A 15,742-nucleotide genomic window follows, 5' to 3' on the forward strand; every position below is an offset into this window, starting at 1 on the left:
GCGAGATTTACCGTAACGAGGGGTTCTCGCGGTCGTCGGTCGCTGGGCGAGGGATCGTCGGGATCCCGTCCGGTTCGGCGACGGTTCGACGGCCGGGTCGACGGCGTCGGTCCTATGAGGGCGCGCTCGCGGGACGACGGCGACCCTACCGCGCCGCGTCGAACGCCGCCTCCAGGTCGGCCTTCATGTCCTCGACGTGCTCGACGCCGACCGAGACGCGGATCAGCCCGTCGGTGAGCCCCACCGCGAGCCGTTCCTCGCGGGGGATGGCCGCGTGGGTCATCGACGCCGGCTGTTCGATGAGGCTCTCGACGCCGCCGAGGCTCTCGGCGAGCGTGAACACCTCCGTCTCGGAGACGACGGTGCTCGCCTGCTCCAGCGAGCCGTCGAACTCGAACGAGAGCATCCCGCCGAAGTCGTCCATCTGCTCGGCCGCCAGGTCGTGCTGGGGGTGGGAGTCGAGTCCGGGGTAGAACACCGCCGAGACGGCCTCGTGGTCGTCGAGCCAGCGGGCGAGTTCGCGCGCGTTGTCGCAGTGGCGGTCCATCCGGACGGGGAGCGTCTTCGTTCCCCGCAACACGAGGAAGCAGTCGAACGGGGAGGGCGTCGCGCCCACGGAGTTCTGGTAGAACCCGATCCGCTCGTCCAGATCGGCGTCGTCGGTGACGAGCGCCCCGCCGACGACGTCCGAGTGGCCGCCGAGGTACTTGGTGAGCGAGTGCGAGACGATATCCGCGCCGTGCTCCAGCGGCCGCTGGAGGTACGGCGTCGCGAACGTGTTGTCGACCGCGCAGAGCGCGTCGTACTCGTGGGCGACGTCGGCGAGCGTGCCGATGTCGTTCACGTTCATGAGCGGGTTCGTCGGCGTCTCGACCCACACCAGCTCCGTCGACTCGCCCATCGCGTCGCGGACGGCGTCGCGGTCGGTCGTGTCGACGAAGTCGAACTCCAGGTCGTACCGCTCGTACACCCGGGTGAAGATGCGGTGGGTCCCGCCGTACACGTCGTCGCCGGCGACGACGTGGTCGCCCGCCTCCAGCAGGTTGAGGACGGTGTTTATCGACCCCATCCCCGAGGAGAAGGCGCGGCCGTACTCGCCGCCCTCCAGCGCCGCGAGGTTCGCCTCAAGGTCGGTCCTGGTCGGGTTCCCGGTCCTGCTGTACTCGTAGCCGCGATGGTCGCCCGGGGCGTCCTGTTCGTACGTCGAGTTCGCGTAGATGGGCGTCATCAGCGCGCCAGTCTCCTCGTCGGGGTCCTGTCCCGCGTGGACCGCGTCCGTCTCGATGCGGAACCCGTCGGCGTCGTCGGTCATGGGGGGACATGCGACCGCGCGTGGTGTCACTCTTGTCATCCGGACCGCCTCCGAGCGGGTCCAGGGGGCTCTCCGGAGCACGGATTTAAAAGGCGTCGCCGAATACGGGTGGTATGGCCAAGTACTCCACCGGCAGTGGCGGCGGTGGCGACTCCGCGGACGCCTGCGAACTGTGCGGGCGCGAGGGGTCCTCGCTCACCCGCGCCAACGTCGCGGGCGCGGACCTGCTGGTCTGCTCGAACTGTGCGCCACACGGCGAGAACCGTCACACGGAGCGCAAGAAGTCCGACCGGGAGGGCGGCTCCCGCGACGACACGGAACGCAACCGCAAGAAGCGTGCAGCACGGAACACGGCCCGCGTGTACGACGCCTCCCGCGCGAACACGAAACGCTGGGAGGAGGAGGGGACCGACTACGAGGAGGACCGCCTCCCGTACCTGGCGAGCGGCTACGGCGAGCGGGTCGAGGCCGCCAGACGGGACGCCGGGCTCACGACCGACGAACTCGCGGCCGAACTCGACGTCGACGAGGAGGACCTGCTCGCCGTCGAGGAGGGGCGCGCCTCCCGCGCGGGCGTCGGCGGCTCGGTCGTCCGGAAGCTCGAGGACCGGCTCGACGTCGAACTCGTCGACGAGTGAGCCGCGCCTCGTGACGGAGCCCGACCGCGCGGCGACCGGGCCGCGACCGCCGAGCGATTTTTCCCGCCCGACGGCGACCGACCGGCAATGAGCGGAACGCTCGCGGCCGCACGTCCCGAGGTGCGGGAGTTCACGGCGACCGTCGATCGGGTCGACGGAAGCGAGATCGTGCTCGACGAGACGTACTTCTACCCCGAGGCCGGCGGTCAGCCGGCCGACCGGGGGACGCTGGCGGGGGTAGAGGTTCGCGACGTGCGGACCGGACCCGACGGCGTCGTCCACGTCCTCTCGGCGGCGCCCGACGTCCGGGACGGCGACGAGGTGTCGGGCGTCGTCGACGACGACTTCCGGACCTACTGCATGCGGGCCCACACCGCGAGCCACGTCCTGTACGGCGCGGGACGGCACCTCCTCGAGGACCTGGGGTACGGCGGGTTCGACATCTCCGAGGGGAAGGTGCGAGTCGATTTCACCACGACGACCGACGTCGACGACGGGACGCTCGTCGAACTCGAGCGGCTGGTGAACCGGGCCGTCTGGGACTCCCGCGAGGTCTCCTGGGAGGAGCTCCCCGTCGAAGCCGCCCGCGAACGGGAGGAGGTCGCCTTCAACACGAAGACGGAGGAGGGCGTCATGGCCGACGCCGAGTCCGTTCGCGTCGTCACCGTCGAGGGCTGGGACTGGGCGGCCTGCGGCGGTACCCACGTCTCCGACACCGCGGAGATCGGCCCGGTCACGGTTCTCTCGCGCTCTAACCCGGGGGAGGGGATGACCCGGGTGGAGTTCGCGGTCGGCCCCCCGGCCATCCGCGAGCGGGCCGCGAACCACGGCGCCGCGCTCGCGGCCGCGCGCGCGCTCGACGGCAACGTCGGGGCGCTCCCCGACGCCGTCGCCAGGGTCCGGGACGAACGTGACGACCTCGAGTCGGAGCTCGCGGCGCTCCGGAACGAGGTGCTCGACGCCCGACTCGGCGAGTTCGACGAACTCCGGACGGAGGGAACCGACTGGCTGCTCGGCAGCGTCGCCGGCTTCGACGCCAACGCGGTCGGGGAACGCGCGAAGGCCCTCGCGGGGGAGCGGGCCGACGTCGTCGTCGCGGTCGGGGAGCGGGACTCCCCGTTCGTCGTCGTCGCCTCCGAGGGGGAGCCCCACGCCGGCGCCGTCGTCGACGCGCTCACCGAGGAGTTCGGCGGCGGCGGCGGGGGCGGCCCCCCCTTCGCACAGGGCGGCGGCCTCGACGCCGACGCCGAGGCGCTCCTCGATCGGCTCCGCGACTACGTCGCGTAGGAGTAGTCGATCGCGAGATAGAGGACGTACATCACGGCGAAGAAGCCGACGATGACGGGGCCGAGGTCAGCGGTTCCCAGCGCGATGGCGACGCCCCAGAGGACGACGGCGACGACCGCGAACACGAGCCCCGCGCCGAGTTCGTTCAGTTCGTCCTCGCCGCCGGGCGGCAGCCGTCGCCGAATCCTGAGGTAGAAGCGCTCGGCCTCGTCGTGCTCCTCGTCGGCGGACATACCACGTTGTTCGCCGGACATGCGGAAGGCTCTTCCCCCGGCGTCGAACCACCCCCGACGTCGAACCTCCCCGCAGTGGGAGTGAGAACCGTTTAACTTCGACCGCCCGAACGGGGGGGTATGACCGACGTCTACGGCCACTCGCCCTCGCTGCTCACGGACGAACAGCGGGCGATCCGGGAGGTCGTTCGCGAGTTCGCGATCGACGAGGTCCGCCCCGGCGCACGCGAGGCGGACGAGGAGGAACGGTTCCCCGAGGACGTGTGGGACGCGCTGGCCGACCTCGACCTGACGGGGCTGACCGTCCCGTCCGAGTACGGCGGCTTCGACGCCGACCGGGCGACGTACGCGCTCGTGAACGAGGAACTCGCGTACGGCCAGCTCGCGGTCGCCACTGCGCTGTCCGTCCACTGTCTGGCGACCTCGTGCATCGCGAAGTTCGGCTCCGAGGGCGTCCGGGAGGAGTGGCTCCCGGAGATGGTCGACGGTCGCCCGGTCGGCGCGTTCTGCCTCTCGGAACCGCACGCCGGGTCGAACCCCGCCGAGCTGTCCACCACCGCCACCCGCGAGGGCGACGAGTACGTCCTGGACGGCGAGAAGCAGTGGATCACCAACGGCGAACGGGCCGGCGTGTACGTCGTCTTCGCGAAGACCGACCCCGAGGACGACGGCTCCATCACGCAGTTCCTCGTCCCCGCGGATCTCGACGGCGTCACCGTCGGCCCGAAGGAGGACAAACTCGGCCTCCGCGCGTCGGACACGACGTCGATGCAGTTCGACGACGTGCGTCTCCCGGAGCGGTACCGCCTCACCGAGGAGGGCGAGGGGCTGAACGCCGCGTTTCGAATCCTCACGGGCGGTCGCATCGCCATCGCGGCGCAGGCGGTGGGACTCGCACAGGCCGCGATCGACGAGGCGCGGGCCTACGCCTGGGAGCGGGAGCAGTTCGGCGGCCCCATCGCGGAGATCCAGACCGTCCGCCACAAGTTCGCCGACATGGCGACGAACACCCAGGCCGCGAGGCTCCTCGTCAGGGAGGCGGCCCGGCAGTCGGACGCTGGCGAGGACCCCCGATTGCTCGCCTCGATGGCGAAGTACTTCGCCAGCGAGACGGCCGTCGACGTGACGAACGAGGCCGTCCAGATCCACGGCGGCTACGGCTACACGACGGAGTTCGACGTCGAACGGTTCTACCGCGACTCGAAGATCACGACCATCTACGAGGGGACCTCCGAGATACAGAAGAAGATCGTCGCGCGGGAGGTCCTGTCGTAACCGCCCTCCGTCGCAACCGCGTTCGCGGCGGCGTCCCCGAACCGACCCCTCCGACGCGGAGCGCTCGTCAGCCCACCGCACCCTTTTCTTGCCCCGGCGCCACCCTCCATCCGTGAGTCCCATCGAATTCGACGACTACGACGCGGTCGTGTACGACCTCGACGGTACGCTCGTCCGCCTCGCGGTCGACTGGGACGCCGCGACCAGGGACGCCGCCGCCCTCTTCGAGCGAAACGGCCACGAGGTCCCGGAGTCCGGGCTCTGGGAACTCCTCGAACGGGCGGACGACGCGGGTCTCAGGGGGGAACTCGAGGTCCAGCTCTCGGAACGCGAGTGCGAGGGCGCCCGCCGGTCGGAGCGGTTACCGCGGGCCGACGACCTCCCCCTCCCGGTACCGACCGGGGTCTGTTCGCTGAACTGCGAGGCGGCGTGTCGGCTCGCCCTCGACCGGCACGCGCTCTCCGGGCACGTCCGGTCGGTCGTCGGACGCGACTCGAACGCGACGTACAAACCGGATCCCGAGCCGTTGCTCGCGACGATCGAGGAACTCGGCGTCCCGCCGGCGCGGGCGGTGTTCGTGGGCGACTCCGCGCGTGACGAACTGACGGCCGAGCGGGCCGACGTCGACTTTCTGTGGGTGTAGCGTACGACGCCGACGGGGCTCACGGTCCGTTCGCGCTCCTCAGCGGTAGGCGCGTGCGTAGAGGAACACCGAGGTCGCGGTGAGGAACCAGACGACGGCCCCGACCCGGATCGCGAACTCGGCGCGGCTCGCCCAGGTCGGGAGCGTCGCGAACGTCGAGAGCCCGGTCACCACGGGGGCTCCGAGGACGATGGTGAGGACGAACGTCGTCTGCATCACCCAGCCGTAGTCGACTCCCTCCGGGGCCGTGGTCTCGACGCGCGTCGGCACGGTGAACCGTTCGACCACTCGGGCTAAGTGGTGTCGGTTCGGGCCGGCGGTCGGTCGTCCGGACGGCGACGTTCGACGGCCCGACGGACGGCTCTCGTCCGAACCGGACCAATTTATCACGACACCGGAACACGAGTTCCCCATGACCACGACACGGAGTCTCGGTGAGAAGGCGGGCGAGGAGCCGATCACGATGCTCACCGCGTACGACGCGCCGACGGCCGCCATCGTCGACGAGGCCGGCATCGACGTGATACTCGTGGGCGACAGCATGGGGAACGCCGTTCTCGGCTACGACTCGACCCTGCCGGTCACGATGGAGGAGGTGATGAGCCGAACCGGCGCCGTCGCTCGCGCGACCGAGGACGCGCTCGTCGTCGCGGACATGCCGTTCCTCTCGTTCGGCGTCGACGGGGCCGAGAGCGTCGAGAACGCCGGCCGGATGCTGAAGGAGGCGGACGCGGACGCCGTGAAGATCGAGAGCGGCCCGCACACGGTCGAGCTGACCCGGCGGCTCACCGACGTCGGCATCCCGGTCATGGCTCACCTGGGGCTCACCCCACAGCACGTGAACCAGCTCGGCGGCTACCAGCGGCAGGGGACCGAACGGGACGCCGCGGAGACCATCGTCGACCTCGCGCGGGAGCACCAGGAGGCGGGTGCGTTCTCGCTCGTGCTCGAACACGTGCCGTCGAACCTGGCCAGGCAGGTGACGGAAGCGCTCTCCGTCCCGACGATCGGCATCGGCGCGGGCCCGGAGACGGACGGGCAGGTGCTCGTCATCACCGACGTGCTCGGGATGGACGACTGGTCGCCGCCGTTCTCGAAGCAGTTCGGCGACGTGCACGGCGAGATGGAGCGGGCGATCTCGGCGTTCAGGGAGGGGGTCGAGGCGGGGGAGTTCCCGGCCGAGGAGCACAGCCACGTCGAGGACGACGTGGAGGACGTCTACTAGCGGACGGGCGGTTCGAGGGCCGGCAGTTCGAGGGATCTCGATTCGAGGACCGGCGATCCCGGAGCGGTGAACCGCGCGACCGCGTGCCGCTCCGGGCCGGAGGTCAGGTCACGACGGGTGTGGCCGCGTTGCCCTATTTGAACCCTCGTCGTGGACGCGTTCTCCCGCTTCAGAGACGGTCGAGGAACGACTCCAGTTCGTCGTTGAACGCGTCGGGCGCCTCGAGCATCGTGAGGTGGGCGGCGTCCTGGACGACCGCCAGTTCGCAGTCGGGCACGTGTTCGGCGAGGTACTCGTGATACCGGACCGGCGTCAGCTGGTCGTGTTCGCCAACGATCGCGAGGGCGGGTGAGTCGAGTTCGCCGAGCCTGTTCCGCACGTCGAACGCGTGGCACGTGCGGAAGTCGCGCTCGGTGACGGCCCTGCCGGCGTCGTACATCGCCTCCTTCGAGAGTTCGACGTAGCGGCCGTCCGGGTCGTGGAACAGCCTGTCGTCGGCGTGGAGGAACTCCACCGCCCTGTCGAAGTCGTCCGCGAGCCAGGCCAGCAGGTCATCGAGCACGGTCAGTTTGGCGCCGGTGCCCGCGAGCACCAGCCCGTCCAGGTCGAGGTCCCGCTCCAGCGCGGTCCACGTCGCGACCGCCCCGCCCAGCGAGTTGCCGACGAGCACGCTCGCCCCGGTCTCCTCGGCGACCGCGACGACGTCGTCGGTGTACGCCTCGAGGGCGTCGGGGCCGCCCGTGGCGTTCACGTCGTCGCTCTCGCCGTGGCCGCTGAGTTCGAGAGCGACGACGGGCGCCCGCCCGGCCAGCCTGGACTGGGACTTCCAGACGCCCGCGGCGCCACCGCTCCCGTGAATGCAGAGGAGCCCCGGCCCGTCACCCCCGCGGTCGGAGACGCGGTAGGCCGTCCGCCGTCCGTGGTGTGTCACTCCGTCCATACGGGGTGTCTCGACGGCGACGGCATAAATGGGAGGGGACGCTGGACTGTGAACCGCAACACGACCGCAAGATCGGTAAAACGGCTACCGTACCGCGATTAACACACGGAAGTTTTATATACTGTAGCGCATTACTTGGGGTTAGGACCACTAATGAACCAGCCCCAACACACCGGCCGAACGGAGCGGTTCGTCCGTCGATACGACTACGACGACGAGACCGTCGTCGCAGCCGACGTCGACGCGGACGAGGACGCGGTGACCGTCGACACGGTCGACGGGACGGCCATCGTCGTCGTGGAGCGGGACGGCGGGGAGGAGGAGTTCGAACTCGAACTTCCCGGACCGGCCGCAAACGTTGACACGCAGAACGGCGTACTCACCATCAGGATCAGCCAATGAAGCTCACAGTCAAACCGCTGAAACAGAAGGACGCCGGACGGCGCCTCGCCGCCATAGACCGCGTCGCGGCCGATGAACTCGACCTCGCGGGCGGGGACTACATCCGCATCCAGGGCGACTCGACCGCCATCGCGCGGGTGTGGCCCGGCTACCCCGAGGACGACGACACCGGCGTCGTGCGCATCGACGGCCAGCTCCGGCAGGAGGCCGGAGTCGGCATCGACGACCGGGTGGAGGTCGAGGCGGCCGACGTCGAACCGGCCGAGCGCATCACCATCGCGCTCCCCCAGCAGTTCGGCATCCGCGGCAACGTCGGCTCCATCATCCGAGACAAGCTCTCGGGCCAGCCCGTGACGCAGGGCCAGACCATCCGGTTCCCGCTCGGGCTGGGGCTCATGGGCGGCGGCTCGCAGGCGGTCCCCCTGAAGATCGCCTCGACCCAGCCCTCGGGGACGGTCGTCATCACCGACTCGACCGAGGTCGACATCTCCGAGAAGCCGGCCGAGGAGATCACCGAGACGGCGGCGGCGGGCGGCGCGGAGTCGCCCGACGTCACCTACGAGGACATCGGCGGACTCGACGACGAACTCGAGCAGGTCCGGGAGATGATCGAGCTCCCGATGCGCCACCCGGAGCTGTTCAAGCGGCTCGGCATCGAGCCCCCGAAGGGGGTGCTCCTGCACGGCCCGCCCGGCACCGGGAAGACGCTCATCGCGAAGGCCGTCGCCAACGAGATCGACGCGCACTTCACGACCCTGTCGGGCCCCGAGATCATGTCGAAGTACTACGGGGAGTCCGAGGAGCAGCTCCGGGAGGTGTTCGAGGAGGCCTCCGAGAACGCCCCCGCGATCATCTTCATGGACGAACTCGACTCGATCGCGCCCAAGCGCGAGGAGGCCGGCGGCGACGTGGAGCGCCGCGTCGTGGCCCAGTTGCTCTCGCTGATGGACGGGCTCGAGGAGCGCGGCGAGGTCGTCGTCATCGGCGCCACGAACCGCGTGGACGCCATCGACCCCGCGCTCCGGCGGGGCGGCCGCTTCGACCGCGAGATCGAGATCGGCGTCCCGGACCGGGACGGCCGCAAGGAGATCCTCCAGGTCCACACCCGGAACATGCCGCTCGTGGAGGACATCGACCTCGACGAGTACGCCGAGTCCACCCACGGGTTCGTCGGCGCGGACCTCGAGTCGCTGGCCAAGGAGGCCGGCATGAACGCCCTCCGGCGCATCCGCCCGCAACTCGACCTCGACGCCGAGGAGATCGACGCCGAGGTGCTCGACTCCATCGAGGTGCGCGAGTCGGACGTGAAGGAGGCGATGAAGGGAATCGAGCCCTCCGCGCTCCGGGAGGTGTTCGTCGAGATCCCCGACGTCACGTGGGGGGACGTCGGCGGGCTCGAGGACACGAAGGAACGGCTCCGCGAGACGATCCAGTGGCCCCTCGAGTATCCCGAAGTGTTCGAGGCGATGGACATGCAGTCGGCCAAGGGCGTCATGATGTACGGCCCGCCGGGGACCGGCAAGACCATGCTCGCGAAGGCCATCGCGAACGAGTCCGACTCGAACTTCATCTCGATCAAGGGGCCCGAACTGCTCAACAAGTTCGTGGGCGAGTCCGAGAAGGGCGTCCGCGAGGTGTTCAGCAAGGCGCGCGAGAACGCCCCGACGATCGTGTTCTTCGACGAGATCGACTCCATCGCGACCGAGCGCGGCCGCAACACGGGCGACTCGGGCGTCTCCGAGCGCGTCGTCTCACAGCTCCTGACCGAACTCGACGGGCTGGAGACGCTTGAGGACGTGGTCGTCATCGCGACGACGAACCGGCCCGACCTCATCGACCCGGCGCTGCTGCGTCCCGGCCGGCTGGACCGCCACGTCCACGTGCCGGTGCCGGACGAGGATGCGCGTCGGGCCATCTTCGAGGTCCACACCGAGCACAAACCGCTCGCCGACGACGTCGACCTCGACTCGCTGGCCCGCCGGACGGACGGCTACGTCGGCGCCGACATCGAGGCGGTCTGCCGCGAGGCGTCGATGAACGCCTCCCGCGAGTTCATCGAGTCGGTGACCCGCGAGGAGGTCACGGAGTCCGTCGGCAACGTCCGCGTGACGATGGACCACTTCGAGGACGCGCTCGAGGAGGTGAGCCCCTCGGTCACCGCCGAGGTGCGCGAGCGCTACCAGGACATCGAGAAGCGGTTCCAGCAGGCCGACACCGGGGAGCGCGAGGGGGACGAACTCGGGCGGACCTTCCAGTAACCCCCGTCGTCGGAGCCCCGGCCCGGGCCTCCGACGGGGAACCTCCCTGAATTGGGCCGACGAAACGCTCGTTCGGGCCTTCCGGTCGTCGCTCTCGACCGGTTGCCCGGCTCTCCCGTTTTTCGGTTCCGTAGCGCTTCTCCCGTTCGACGGCGTGTCCGTACGTCGGTCGATCGGGTCGTCCTCGGTACGAATCCACCGGGGGCTACAGCCGTTCTGCCGTTCGAGAACGCCATATCCGGTCGCTCGCCGACGACTTCGGGAGCAGTTACGGCGGCGTGTAGCGGATCGCGCCGATACGACGTGGTCGGCGGTCGCCCGTTCGACCCCAGTTCCCGACCGCCGTCGCGTACCGACGCCACCCCCTCAGGTTCGCTCGTTCACGCTGAGCACCTTGCCGGCCGCGATGGTCTGACCCATGTCGCGGATGGCGAAGCTGCCGAGTTCCGGGATCTCGCTCGACGGTTCGATGCTGAGCGGCTTCTGCGGGCGGATGGTGACGACCGCGGCGTCGCCGGACTTGATGAAGTCCGGGTTCTCCTCGGCGACCTCGCCCGAGGCGGGGTCGAGCTTCTGGTCGAGCGACTCGATCGTACACGCGACCTGCGCGGTGTGGGCGTGGAACACCGGCGTGTAACCCGCCGTGATCACGGACGGATGTTGCATCACGACGATCTGGGCCTGGAACGTCTCGGCGACCGTCGGCGGGTCGTCGGCGGGGCCGCAGACGTCGCCGCGGCGGATGTCGTCCTTGCCGATGCCGCGGACGTTGAACCCGACGTTGTCGCCCGGGCCCGCGTAGTCGACCTCCTCGTGGTGCATCTCGATGGTCTTCACTTCCCCGCCCACGTCGCTGGGCTGGAAATTGACGTTGTCGCCCGTGTTGAGCGTCCCCGTCTCGACGCGGCCGACCGGCACCGTCCCGATGCCCGAGATGGTGTAGACGTCCTGGATCGGCAGGCGGAGCGGCGCGTCCGTCGGCGGCGACGGTTCCGGTAGGTCGTTCAGCGCCTCGAGGAGGACGTTGCCGTCGTACCAGGGGGTGTTCTCGGACCGCTCGGCGACGTTGTCGCCCTTGAACGCGGACACCGGAATGAACTCGGCGTCCTCCGTGTCGAAGCGGACCTGATCGAGGAGCTCCCTGACTTCGCCGACGACCTCGTCGTAGGTGTCCTGCGAGTAGTCGACGAGGTCCATCTTGTTGACGGCGACGATGAGTTCGTTGATGCCGAGCGTGCGGGCGAGGAAGACGTGCTCGCGGGTCTGGGGGGCGACGCCGTCGTCGGCCGCGACGACGAGCACCGCGTGATCTGCCTGGGAGGCGCCCGTGATCATGTTCTTCACGAAGTCGCGGTGCCCGGGCGTGTCGACGATGGTGAAGTAGTACGTGTCCGTGTCGAACTCCTGGTGGGCGATGTCGATGGTGACGCCGCGCTCGCGCTCCTCGGCCAGGTTGTCCATGACGTAGGCGAACTCGAAGCCGCCCTTGCCCTTCTCCTCGGCCTCCTCTCGGTGCTGCTCGATGACGTGCTCGGGGACGCTCCCGGTCTCGAAGAGGAGGCGACCCACGAGCGTGGACTTCCCGTGGTCGACGTGGCCGATGATGGCCAGGTTCTGGTGGGGTTTGTCTTGGCTCATACGCTAGTGATAGGGCCGGAACGTACTATAGTGGTGGGGATGCACACACGTCCCCGTCGACGCGGACGGTGGCCGACCGAGTCAGTCCGACCCTGAACGACCTGTCGTCCCGTCGACCCGTAGTCGGCTCGCGTCGCCGACGCTACTCCCGCTTCAACCCGCCGCGCTCCTTGATCTGCATGATCCGCCGCACGTTCAGGTAGATCTCCTCGGGCGAGGTGTCCTCGTCGGGGTCGTACAGGTCCGAGACGCGGTAGAGGATCGCCGAGAGCTGTTTCGACTCGCTGGACTCGCCCCGAACGTCCTCCGCGAGTTGGCGGACGAACTCCCGGCGGCGCTCGTCGGGGGTGAACTCGGCGTCCGAGTCGGGTGCGAGCGCCCAGTCCTCCTCCTCGTCCCGTGACTCGGGGGGGAGGTCGTCGTCCTCGGCGTCCGAACCGGAACCCGCGTCGGTCATGAGTCGTCCGTCTCCGCCCGGCGCCTAAGCGCTTGCTGAATCGGGGCGGAAGGCGGCCGGAACGGAAGGGAGCTTACTGGCTGGGCGGACCCGAGGCGGCGCGCTGGCTCGCCTTCCGGCGCTGCACGATGCCGACGTTGTTCGCGACGTTCTCGGTGACCAGCCTGAACGCGTCGGCGGTGTCGGAGTCCTCGCGGAGCACGATCGGCTTTCCGCCATCGCCGCCCTTCCTGACGTCCGGGTCGAGCGGGACGCCGCCGAGGAACGGGAGGTCGTTGTCCGCGGCGAACGCCTTGCCGCCGCCCTTGCCGAACACGTCGTGTTCGCTGCCGCAGTCCGGGCAGACGAAGCCGCTCATGTTCTCGACGATGCCGAGCACGTTCGTGTCGTGCTTGCCGAACATCCGCAGCCCCTTGTTCGCGTCGTCGAGCGCCACGTCCTCCGGGGTGGTGACGATGACGGCGCCGGTGAGCGGGAGCGTCTGGAGGATGGTGAGCTGGGTGTCCCCGGTGCCCGGGGGGAGATCGAGCACCATGTAGTCGAGTTCGCCCCACTCGACGTCCTCGACGAGCTGGGTGAGCACCTTGTGGACCATCGGTCCCCGCCAGATGACCGGGTCGTCCTCGCCCACGAGGAACGCCATGCTCATCAGCCGCATGCCGTACTTCTCCGGCGGAACGATCGTCTCCTCGCCGGTCGCGCGCGGCGCCTCGTCGGCGTCGACCATCCGGGGCACGTTCGGCCCGTACACGTCGGCGTCGAACAGGCCGACGCGTGCGCCCAGTTCCGAGAGCCCGGCCGCGAGGTTCACCGCCACGGTCGACTTGCCGACGCCGCCCTTCCCCGAGGCGACGGCGATCACGTTCTTCACGCCGGGGAGCACCTGCTCGTCCCCCGAGAGGTCCGAGGGGACGGACGCCGAGAGGTCGACGTCGTACTCGAGGTCCGAGAGTTCCTCGCGCACCCGCTCGGCGATTCGCGTCTCGTGGGGGGAGTACGGCGCGCCCAGCGCGAGCGACACGCGAACGACCCCCGCGTCGTCGTCGACGTCGATCGCGTTCACCAGCCCCAGCGAGACGACGTCGTCGCCGAGGTCCGGGTCCTCGACGGCCGCGAGGCGCTCGCGGACCGTGGATTCGTCCATGCCCGTGGGTCCGCGAGGACGCCGAATAAGGGTTTTGACCGGTCACCCCGATGAGTTCCCCTCCACCGCCGTGAAGCAACCACATCCGGTTACATCAACCCCCGTATCGGCCACAGATTCAAGTACGCACGCACGAACCCTCGACCATATGCCGACGCCGCTCGCGGACGAGTTCGGGAGGGAGGTGACGGGGGTACGGGTCTCGCTGACGGACCGGTGTAACTTCGACTGCGTCTACTGTCACAACGAGGGGCTCGGCGACACGCGCGGTCCGATGGACCCCCAGGACGACGAGATGTCCGCCGACGACGTCGTGCGCTTCCTGGAGGTCGCCGCCGAGTTCGGCGTCGACTCGGTGAAGTTCACGGGCGGCGAGCCGATGCTGCGCGACGACCTGGAGGAGATCGTCCGCCGGACGCCCGACTCGATGGAGACGTCGATGACGACGAACGGCACGTTCCTGCCCGGGCGAGCGGAGGGGCTCGTGGACGCCGGCCTCGACCGCGTGAACGTCTCACAGGACGCGCTCGACCCCGACGCGTTCGCGGAGATCACCAAGTCCGGCGCCTACGAGCGGGTGATGGAGGGCGTCGAGGCGGCCCTCGACGCGGGACTCGCGCCGGTGAAGCTGAACATGGTCGTGTTCGAGCACACCGCCGGCTACGTCGAGGGGATGGTCGAGCACGTCGCGGAAAACGACGGGCTCCAGCTCCAGCTCATCGAGTACATGCCGGAGCTGACCGGCAGGCCCGAGTGGAACATCGACATCGGGAGGGTTCACGACTGGCTCGCCGACATCGCGGACCGCGTCGAGCACCGCGAGATGCACGACCGGAAGCGCTACTTCGTCGACGGCGGGATGGTCGAGATCGTCGATCCGGTCGAGAACGAGACGTTCTGCGCGAACTGCGGGCGCGTCCGCGTCACCCACGAGGGCTACCTGAAGGGCTGTCTGAACCGCAACGACGACCTCCGTTCGATGGGCGAGATGACGAAACCGGAGATCCGCGAGGCGTTCCGCGAGGTCGTCGCGAACCGCGTCCCCTACTACGGGGAGTACCTCGTCGAGAACGACCGCGGCGAGTACGAGGTCGACGAGAAGTACATCGGCGCGTAGCCGGCCGCGACCCGTCCCTCACCGTCGGTCCCCGACCCGTACCCTCTTTTGCCGCCCGACCGATGCGACCCCATGGATCCGGCCGACCTCCCGGAGCCCGGCACCGTCGTCCGCCACGAGCGCACGTTCACCCGCGGTGAGGTGGAACGGTTCGCGGACCTCTCCGGGGACCGCGGCGACCACCACGAGGAACCCGACGAGGACGGCCGAGTCGTCGTCCACGGCCTGCTCACCGCCACGCTCCCGACGAAGATCGGCGGCGACCTCGACGTGCTCGCCCGGACCATGACCTTCGAGTTCCACCGGCCGGTGTACACCGGCGAGCGGGTCGCCTGTGAGGTGACCGTAGAGAGCGTCGAGCGCGGCGACGGGCGCGCGGATCTCGATGCGAGCATCGAGTGCCACGACGGAGCGGGCGAGGTCGTCCTCACGGGCGAGTTCGACGGCGTCGTGTTCGCCTGAGCGCCCCGCCGACGCGGTACACGCGCCGGAGGCAGTCGTGTGACCAGCTCGCCCGGCAGGCCCGCGCGGATCTCTCCGACGTGCGGTACGGTCCCGGCTCGGAGGCCGACTCCGCGGAATGCGACGGGCGGTTCCGGTTCCCTGCAGCGATTCCGTCGAGTACGGGGCGCGGTCGGGAACCGGACTCAGCCGGGCACCAGGACGAACGCGACGAACCCGACGAGCATCGAGAGCGTGAGGAGGAACTGCGCGACCGCGGAGGCGAGCAGCCCCGCGACCGTCCACGCCGACGCGACGGCGGCCTCGCGTGGCTCCTTTCCGGCCCGGAGCTCCGCCGCCGCGACGACGCCGACCAGCCCGAGAATCGCGCCGAGCGGCCCCAGGAAGAGGAACAGCAGGAGCGACGCGACCCCCGCGAGGAGGACCGTCCCCGTCTCCGCGCCGCCGGCCTTCGCGGCGATTGCGCCGCCGAAGTGCTCGACGAGGGCCGTCGTGACGCCGACGAGGGTGAAGCCTGCGAGGAGCAGGGGGTCGATCGCGCCGCCCGCCTCCGAGGGGCCGAGGAAGTGGTGGAGGTAGACGCCGGCGAGCGCCGTCACCCCCGCGGGGACGAGGGGGAGGACGCTCCCCGCGACGGCCGCGACGAGGAGCAGGGTCGAAAGCGCCGTGACTGGGTCGACCATGGACGTTCGAGGCGCCGGGGGTCGAAGA

The 15,742-nt window shown here is 69.6% G+C and carries 17 protein-coding genes; 9 read left to right on the top strand and 8 right to left on the bottom strand.

What is annotated here, in order from left to right; genetic code table 11:
* Positions 1–145: 145 nt before the first annotated feature.
* Complete coding sequence (locus HUG12_RS13560; protein ID WP_179269282.1) at positions 146–1,312, bottom strand: cystathionine gamma-synthase; 1,167 nt, start codon at positions 1,310–1,312, stop codon at positions 146–148.
* Positions 1,313–1,425: 113 nt separating this feature from the next.
* Between HUG12_RS13560 and HUG12_RS13565 the strand changes: the two genes are divergently transcribed.
* Together HUG12_RS13565 and HUG12_RS13570 are read left to right on the top strand one after the other, a co-directional pair.
* On the top strand, positions 1,426–1,950 hold the full coding sequence (locus HUG12_RS13565) for a helix-turn-helix domain-containing protein (RefSeq protein ID WP_179269283.1): 525 nt from the start codon (positions 1,426–1,428) through the stop codon (positions 1,948–1,950).
* Between the two features lie 87 nt (positions 1,951–2,037).
* Positions 2,038–3,237: an alanine--tRNA ligase-related protein gene (locus HUG12_RS13570; RefSeq protein WP_179269284.1), complete on the top strand. Its 1,200-nt coding sequence runs from the start codon at positions 2,038–2,040 to the stop codon at positions 3,235–3,237.
* Here the strand turns inward: HUG12_RS13570 and HUG12_RS13575 are convergent.
* Positions 3,225–3,470: a hypothetical protein gene (locus HUG12_RS13575; RefSeq protein WP_179269285.1), complete on the bottom strand. Its 246-nt coding sequence runs from the start codon at positions 3,468–3,470 to the stop codon at positions 3,225–3,227. The two genes, HUG12_RS13570 and HUG12_RS13575, sit on opposite strands and share 13 nt — an antisense overlap.
* 120 nt (positions 3,471–3,590) lie before the next feature.
* Here HUG12_RS13575 and HUG12_RS13580 point away from each other — a divergent pair, with 120 nt between their 5' ends.
* Both HUG12_RS13580 and HUG12_RS13585 read left to right on the top strand, forming a co-directional pair.
* On the top strand, positions 3,591–4,745 hold the full coding sequence (locus tag HUG12_RS13580; RefSeq protein ID WP_179269286.1) for an acyl-CoA dehydrogenase family protein: 1,155 nt from the start codon (positions 3,591–3,593) through the stop codon (positions 4,743–4,745).
* A gap of 112 nt (positions 4,746–4,857) precedes the next feature.
* The gene (locus tag HUG12_RS13585; RefSeq protein ID WP_179269287.1) at positions 4,858–5,388 is read left to right on the top strand and encodes an HAD family hydrolase; all 531 of its coding nucleotides are present in this window, start codon (positions 4,858–4,860) and stop codon (positions 5,386–5,388) included.
* Between the two features lie 39 nt (positions 5,389–5,427).
* Here the strand turns inward: HUG12_RS13585 and HUG12_RS13590 are convergent, their stop codons facing one another.
* A complete protein-coding gene (locus tag HUG12_RS13590) occupies positions 5,428–5,658 on the bottom strand; it encodes a DUF5822 domain-containing protein (RefSeq protein ID WP_179269288.1) in 231 nt (76 codons plus the stop codon).
* 142 nt (positions 5,659–5,800) lie between these two features.
* On the opposite strand from HUG12_RS13590, the gene panB reads away from it, so the two are divergent.
* The gene (gene panB, locus HUG12_RS13595; protein ID WP_179269289.1) at positions 5,801–6,613 is read left to right on the top strand and encodes a 3-methyl-2-oxobutanoate hydroxymethyltransferase; all 813 of its coding nucleotides are present in this window, start codon (positions 5,801–5,803) and stop codon (positions 6,611–6,613) included.
* Between the two features lie 169 nt (positions 6,614–6,782).
* On the opposite strand, the gene HUG12_RS13600 is transcribed toward panB, so the two are convergent.
* Positions 6,783–7,553, bottom strand: coding sequence for an alpha/beta fold hydrolase (locus tag HUG12_RS13600; RefSeq protein WP_179269290.1), 771 nt, complete (start codon positions 7,551–7,553; stop codon positions 6,783–6,785).
* Positions 7,554–7,706: 153 nt separating this feature from the next.
* On the opposite strand from HUG12_RS13600, the gene HUG12_RS13605 reads away from it, so the two are divergent.
* Together HUG12_RS13605 and HUG12_RS13610 are read left to right on the top strand one after the other, a co-directional pair.
* Entirely contained in the window at positions 7,707–7,955 is a 249-nt protein-coding gene (locus tag HUG12_RS13605) for a DUF7127 family protein (RefSeq protein ID WP_179269291.1), read from the top strand.
* The gene (locus HUG12_RS13610) at positions 7,952–10,213 is read left to right on the top strand and encodes a CDC48 family AAA ATPase (RefSeq protein WP_179269292.1); all 2,262 of its coding nucleotides are present in this window, start codon (positions 7,952–7,954) and stop codon (positions 10,211–10,213) included. The genes HUG12_RS13605 and HUG12_RS13610 overlap by 4 nt, the downstream gene beginning before the upstream one ends.
* 366 nt (positions 10,214–10,579) lie before the next feature.
* Here the strand turns inward: HUG12_RS13610 and tuf are convergent, their stop codons facing one another.
* From tuf to HUG12_RS13625, 3 genes are all read right to left on the bottom strand, one after another.
* Positions 10,580–11,851 (bottom strand): translation elongation factor EF-1 subunit alpha, encoded by a 1,272-nt coding sequence (tuf, locus tag HUG12_RS13615; RefSeq protein ID WP_179269293.1) that lies wholly within the window; start codon positions 11,849–11,851, stop codon positions 10,580–10,582.
* A gap of 142 nt (positions 11,852–11,993) precedes the next feature.
* Entirely contained in the window at positions 11,994–12,308 is a 315-nt protein-coding gene (locus HUG12_RS13620; RefSeq protein WP_179269294.1) for a hypothetical protein, read from the bottom strand.
* 73 nt (positions 12,309–12,381) lie between these two features.
* Complete coding sequence (locus HUG12_RS13625; protein WP_179269295.1) at positions 12,382–13,452, bottom strand: Mrp/NBP35 family ATP-binding protein; 1,071 nt, start codon at positions 13,450–13,452, stop codon at positions 12,382–12,384.
* 148 nt (positions 13,453–13,600) lie between these two features.
* Between HUG12_RS13625 and moaA the strand changes: the two genes are divergently transcribed.
* The gene (moaA, locus tag HUG12_RS13630; protein WP_179269296.1) at positions 13,601–14,569 is read left to right on the top strand and encodes a GTP 3',8-cyclase MoaA; all 969 of its coding nucleotides are present in this window, start codon (positions 13,601–13,603) and stop codon (positions 14,567–14,569) included.
* A gap of 72 nt (positions 14,570–14,641) precedes the next feature.
* Positions 14,642–15,031 carry a hotdog domain-containing protein gene (locus HUG12_RS13635; RefSeq protein ID WP_179269297.1) on the top strand — a complete coding sequence of 130 codons (390 nt, stop codon included), beginning with the start codon at positions 14,642–14,644 and terminating at the stop codon, positions 15,029–15,031.
* A 185-nt stretch (positions 15,032–15,216) separates the two neighbouring features.
* Here HUG12_RS13635 and HUG12_RS13640 read toward each other — a convergent pair whose 3' ends face one another.
* A complete protein-coding gene (locus HUG12_RS13640) occupies positions 15,217–15,714 on the bottom strand; it encodes a DUF456 family protein (RefSeq protein WP_179269298.1) in 498 nt (165 codons plus the stop codon).
* Between the last annotated feature and the right edge of the window lie 28 nt (positions 15,715–15,742).

This window comes from Halorarum salinum (genome assembly GCF_013402875.1).
GTDB lineage: Archaea > Halobacteriota > Halobacteria > Halobacteriales > Haloferacaceae > Halorarum > Halorarum salinum.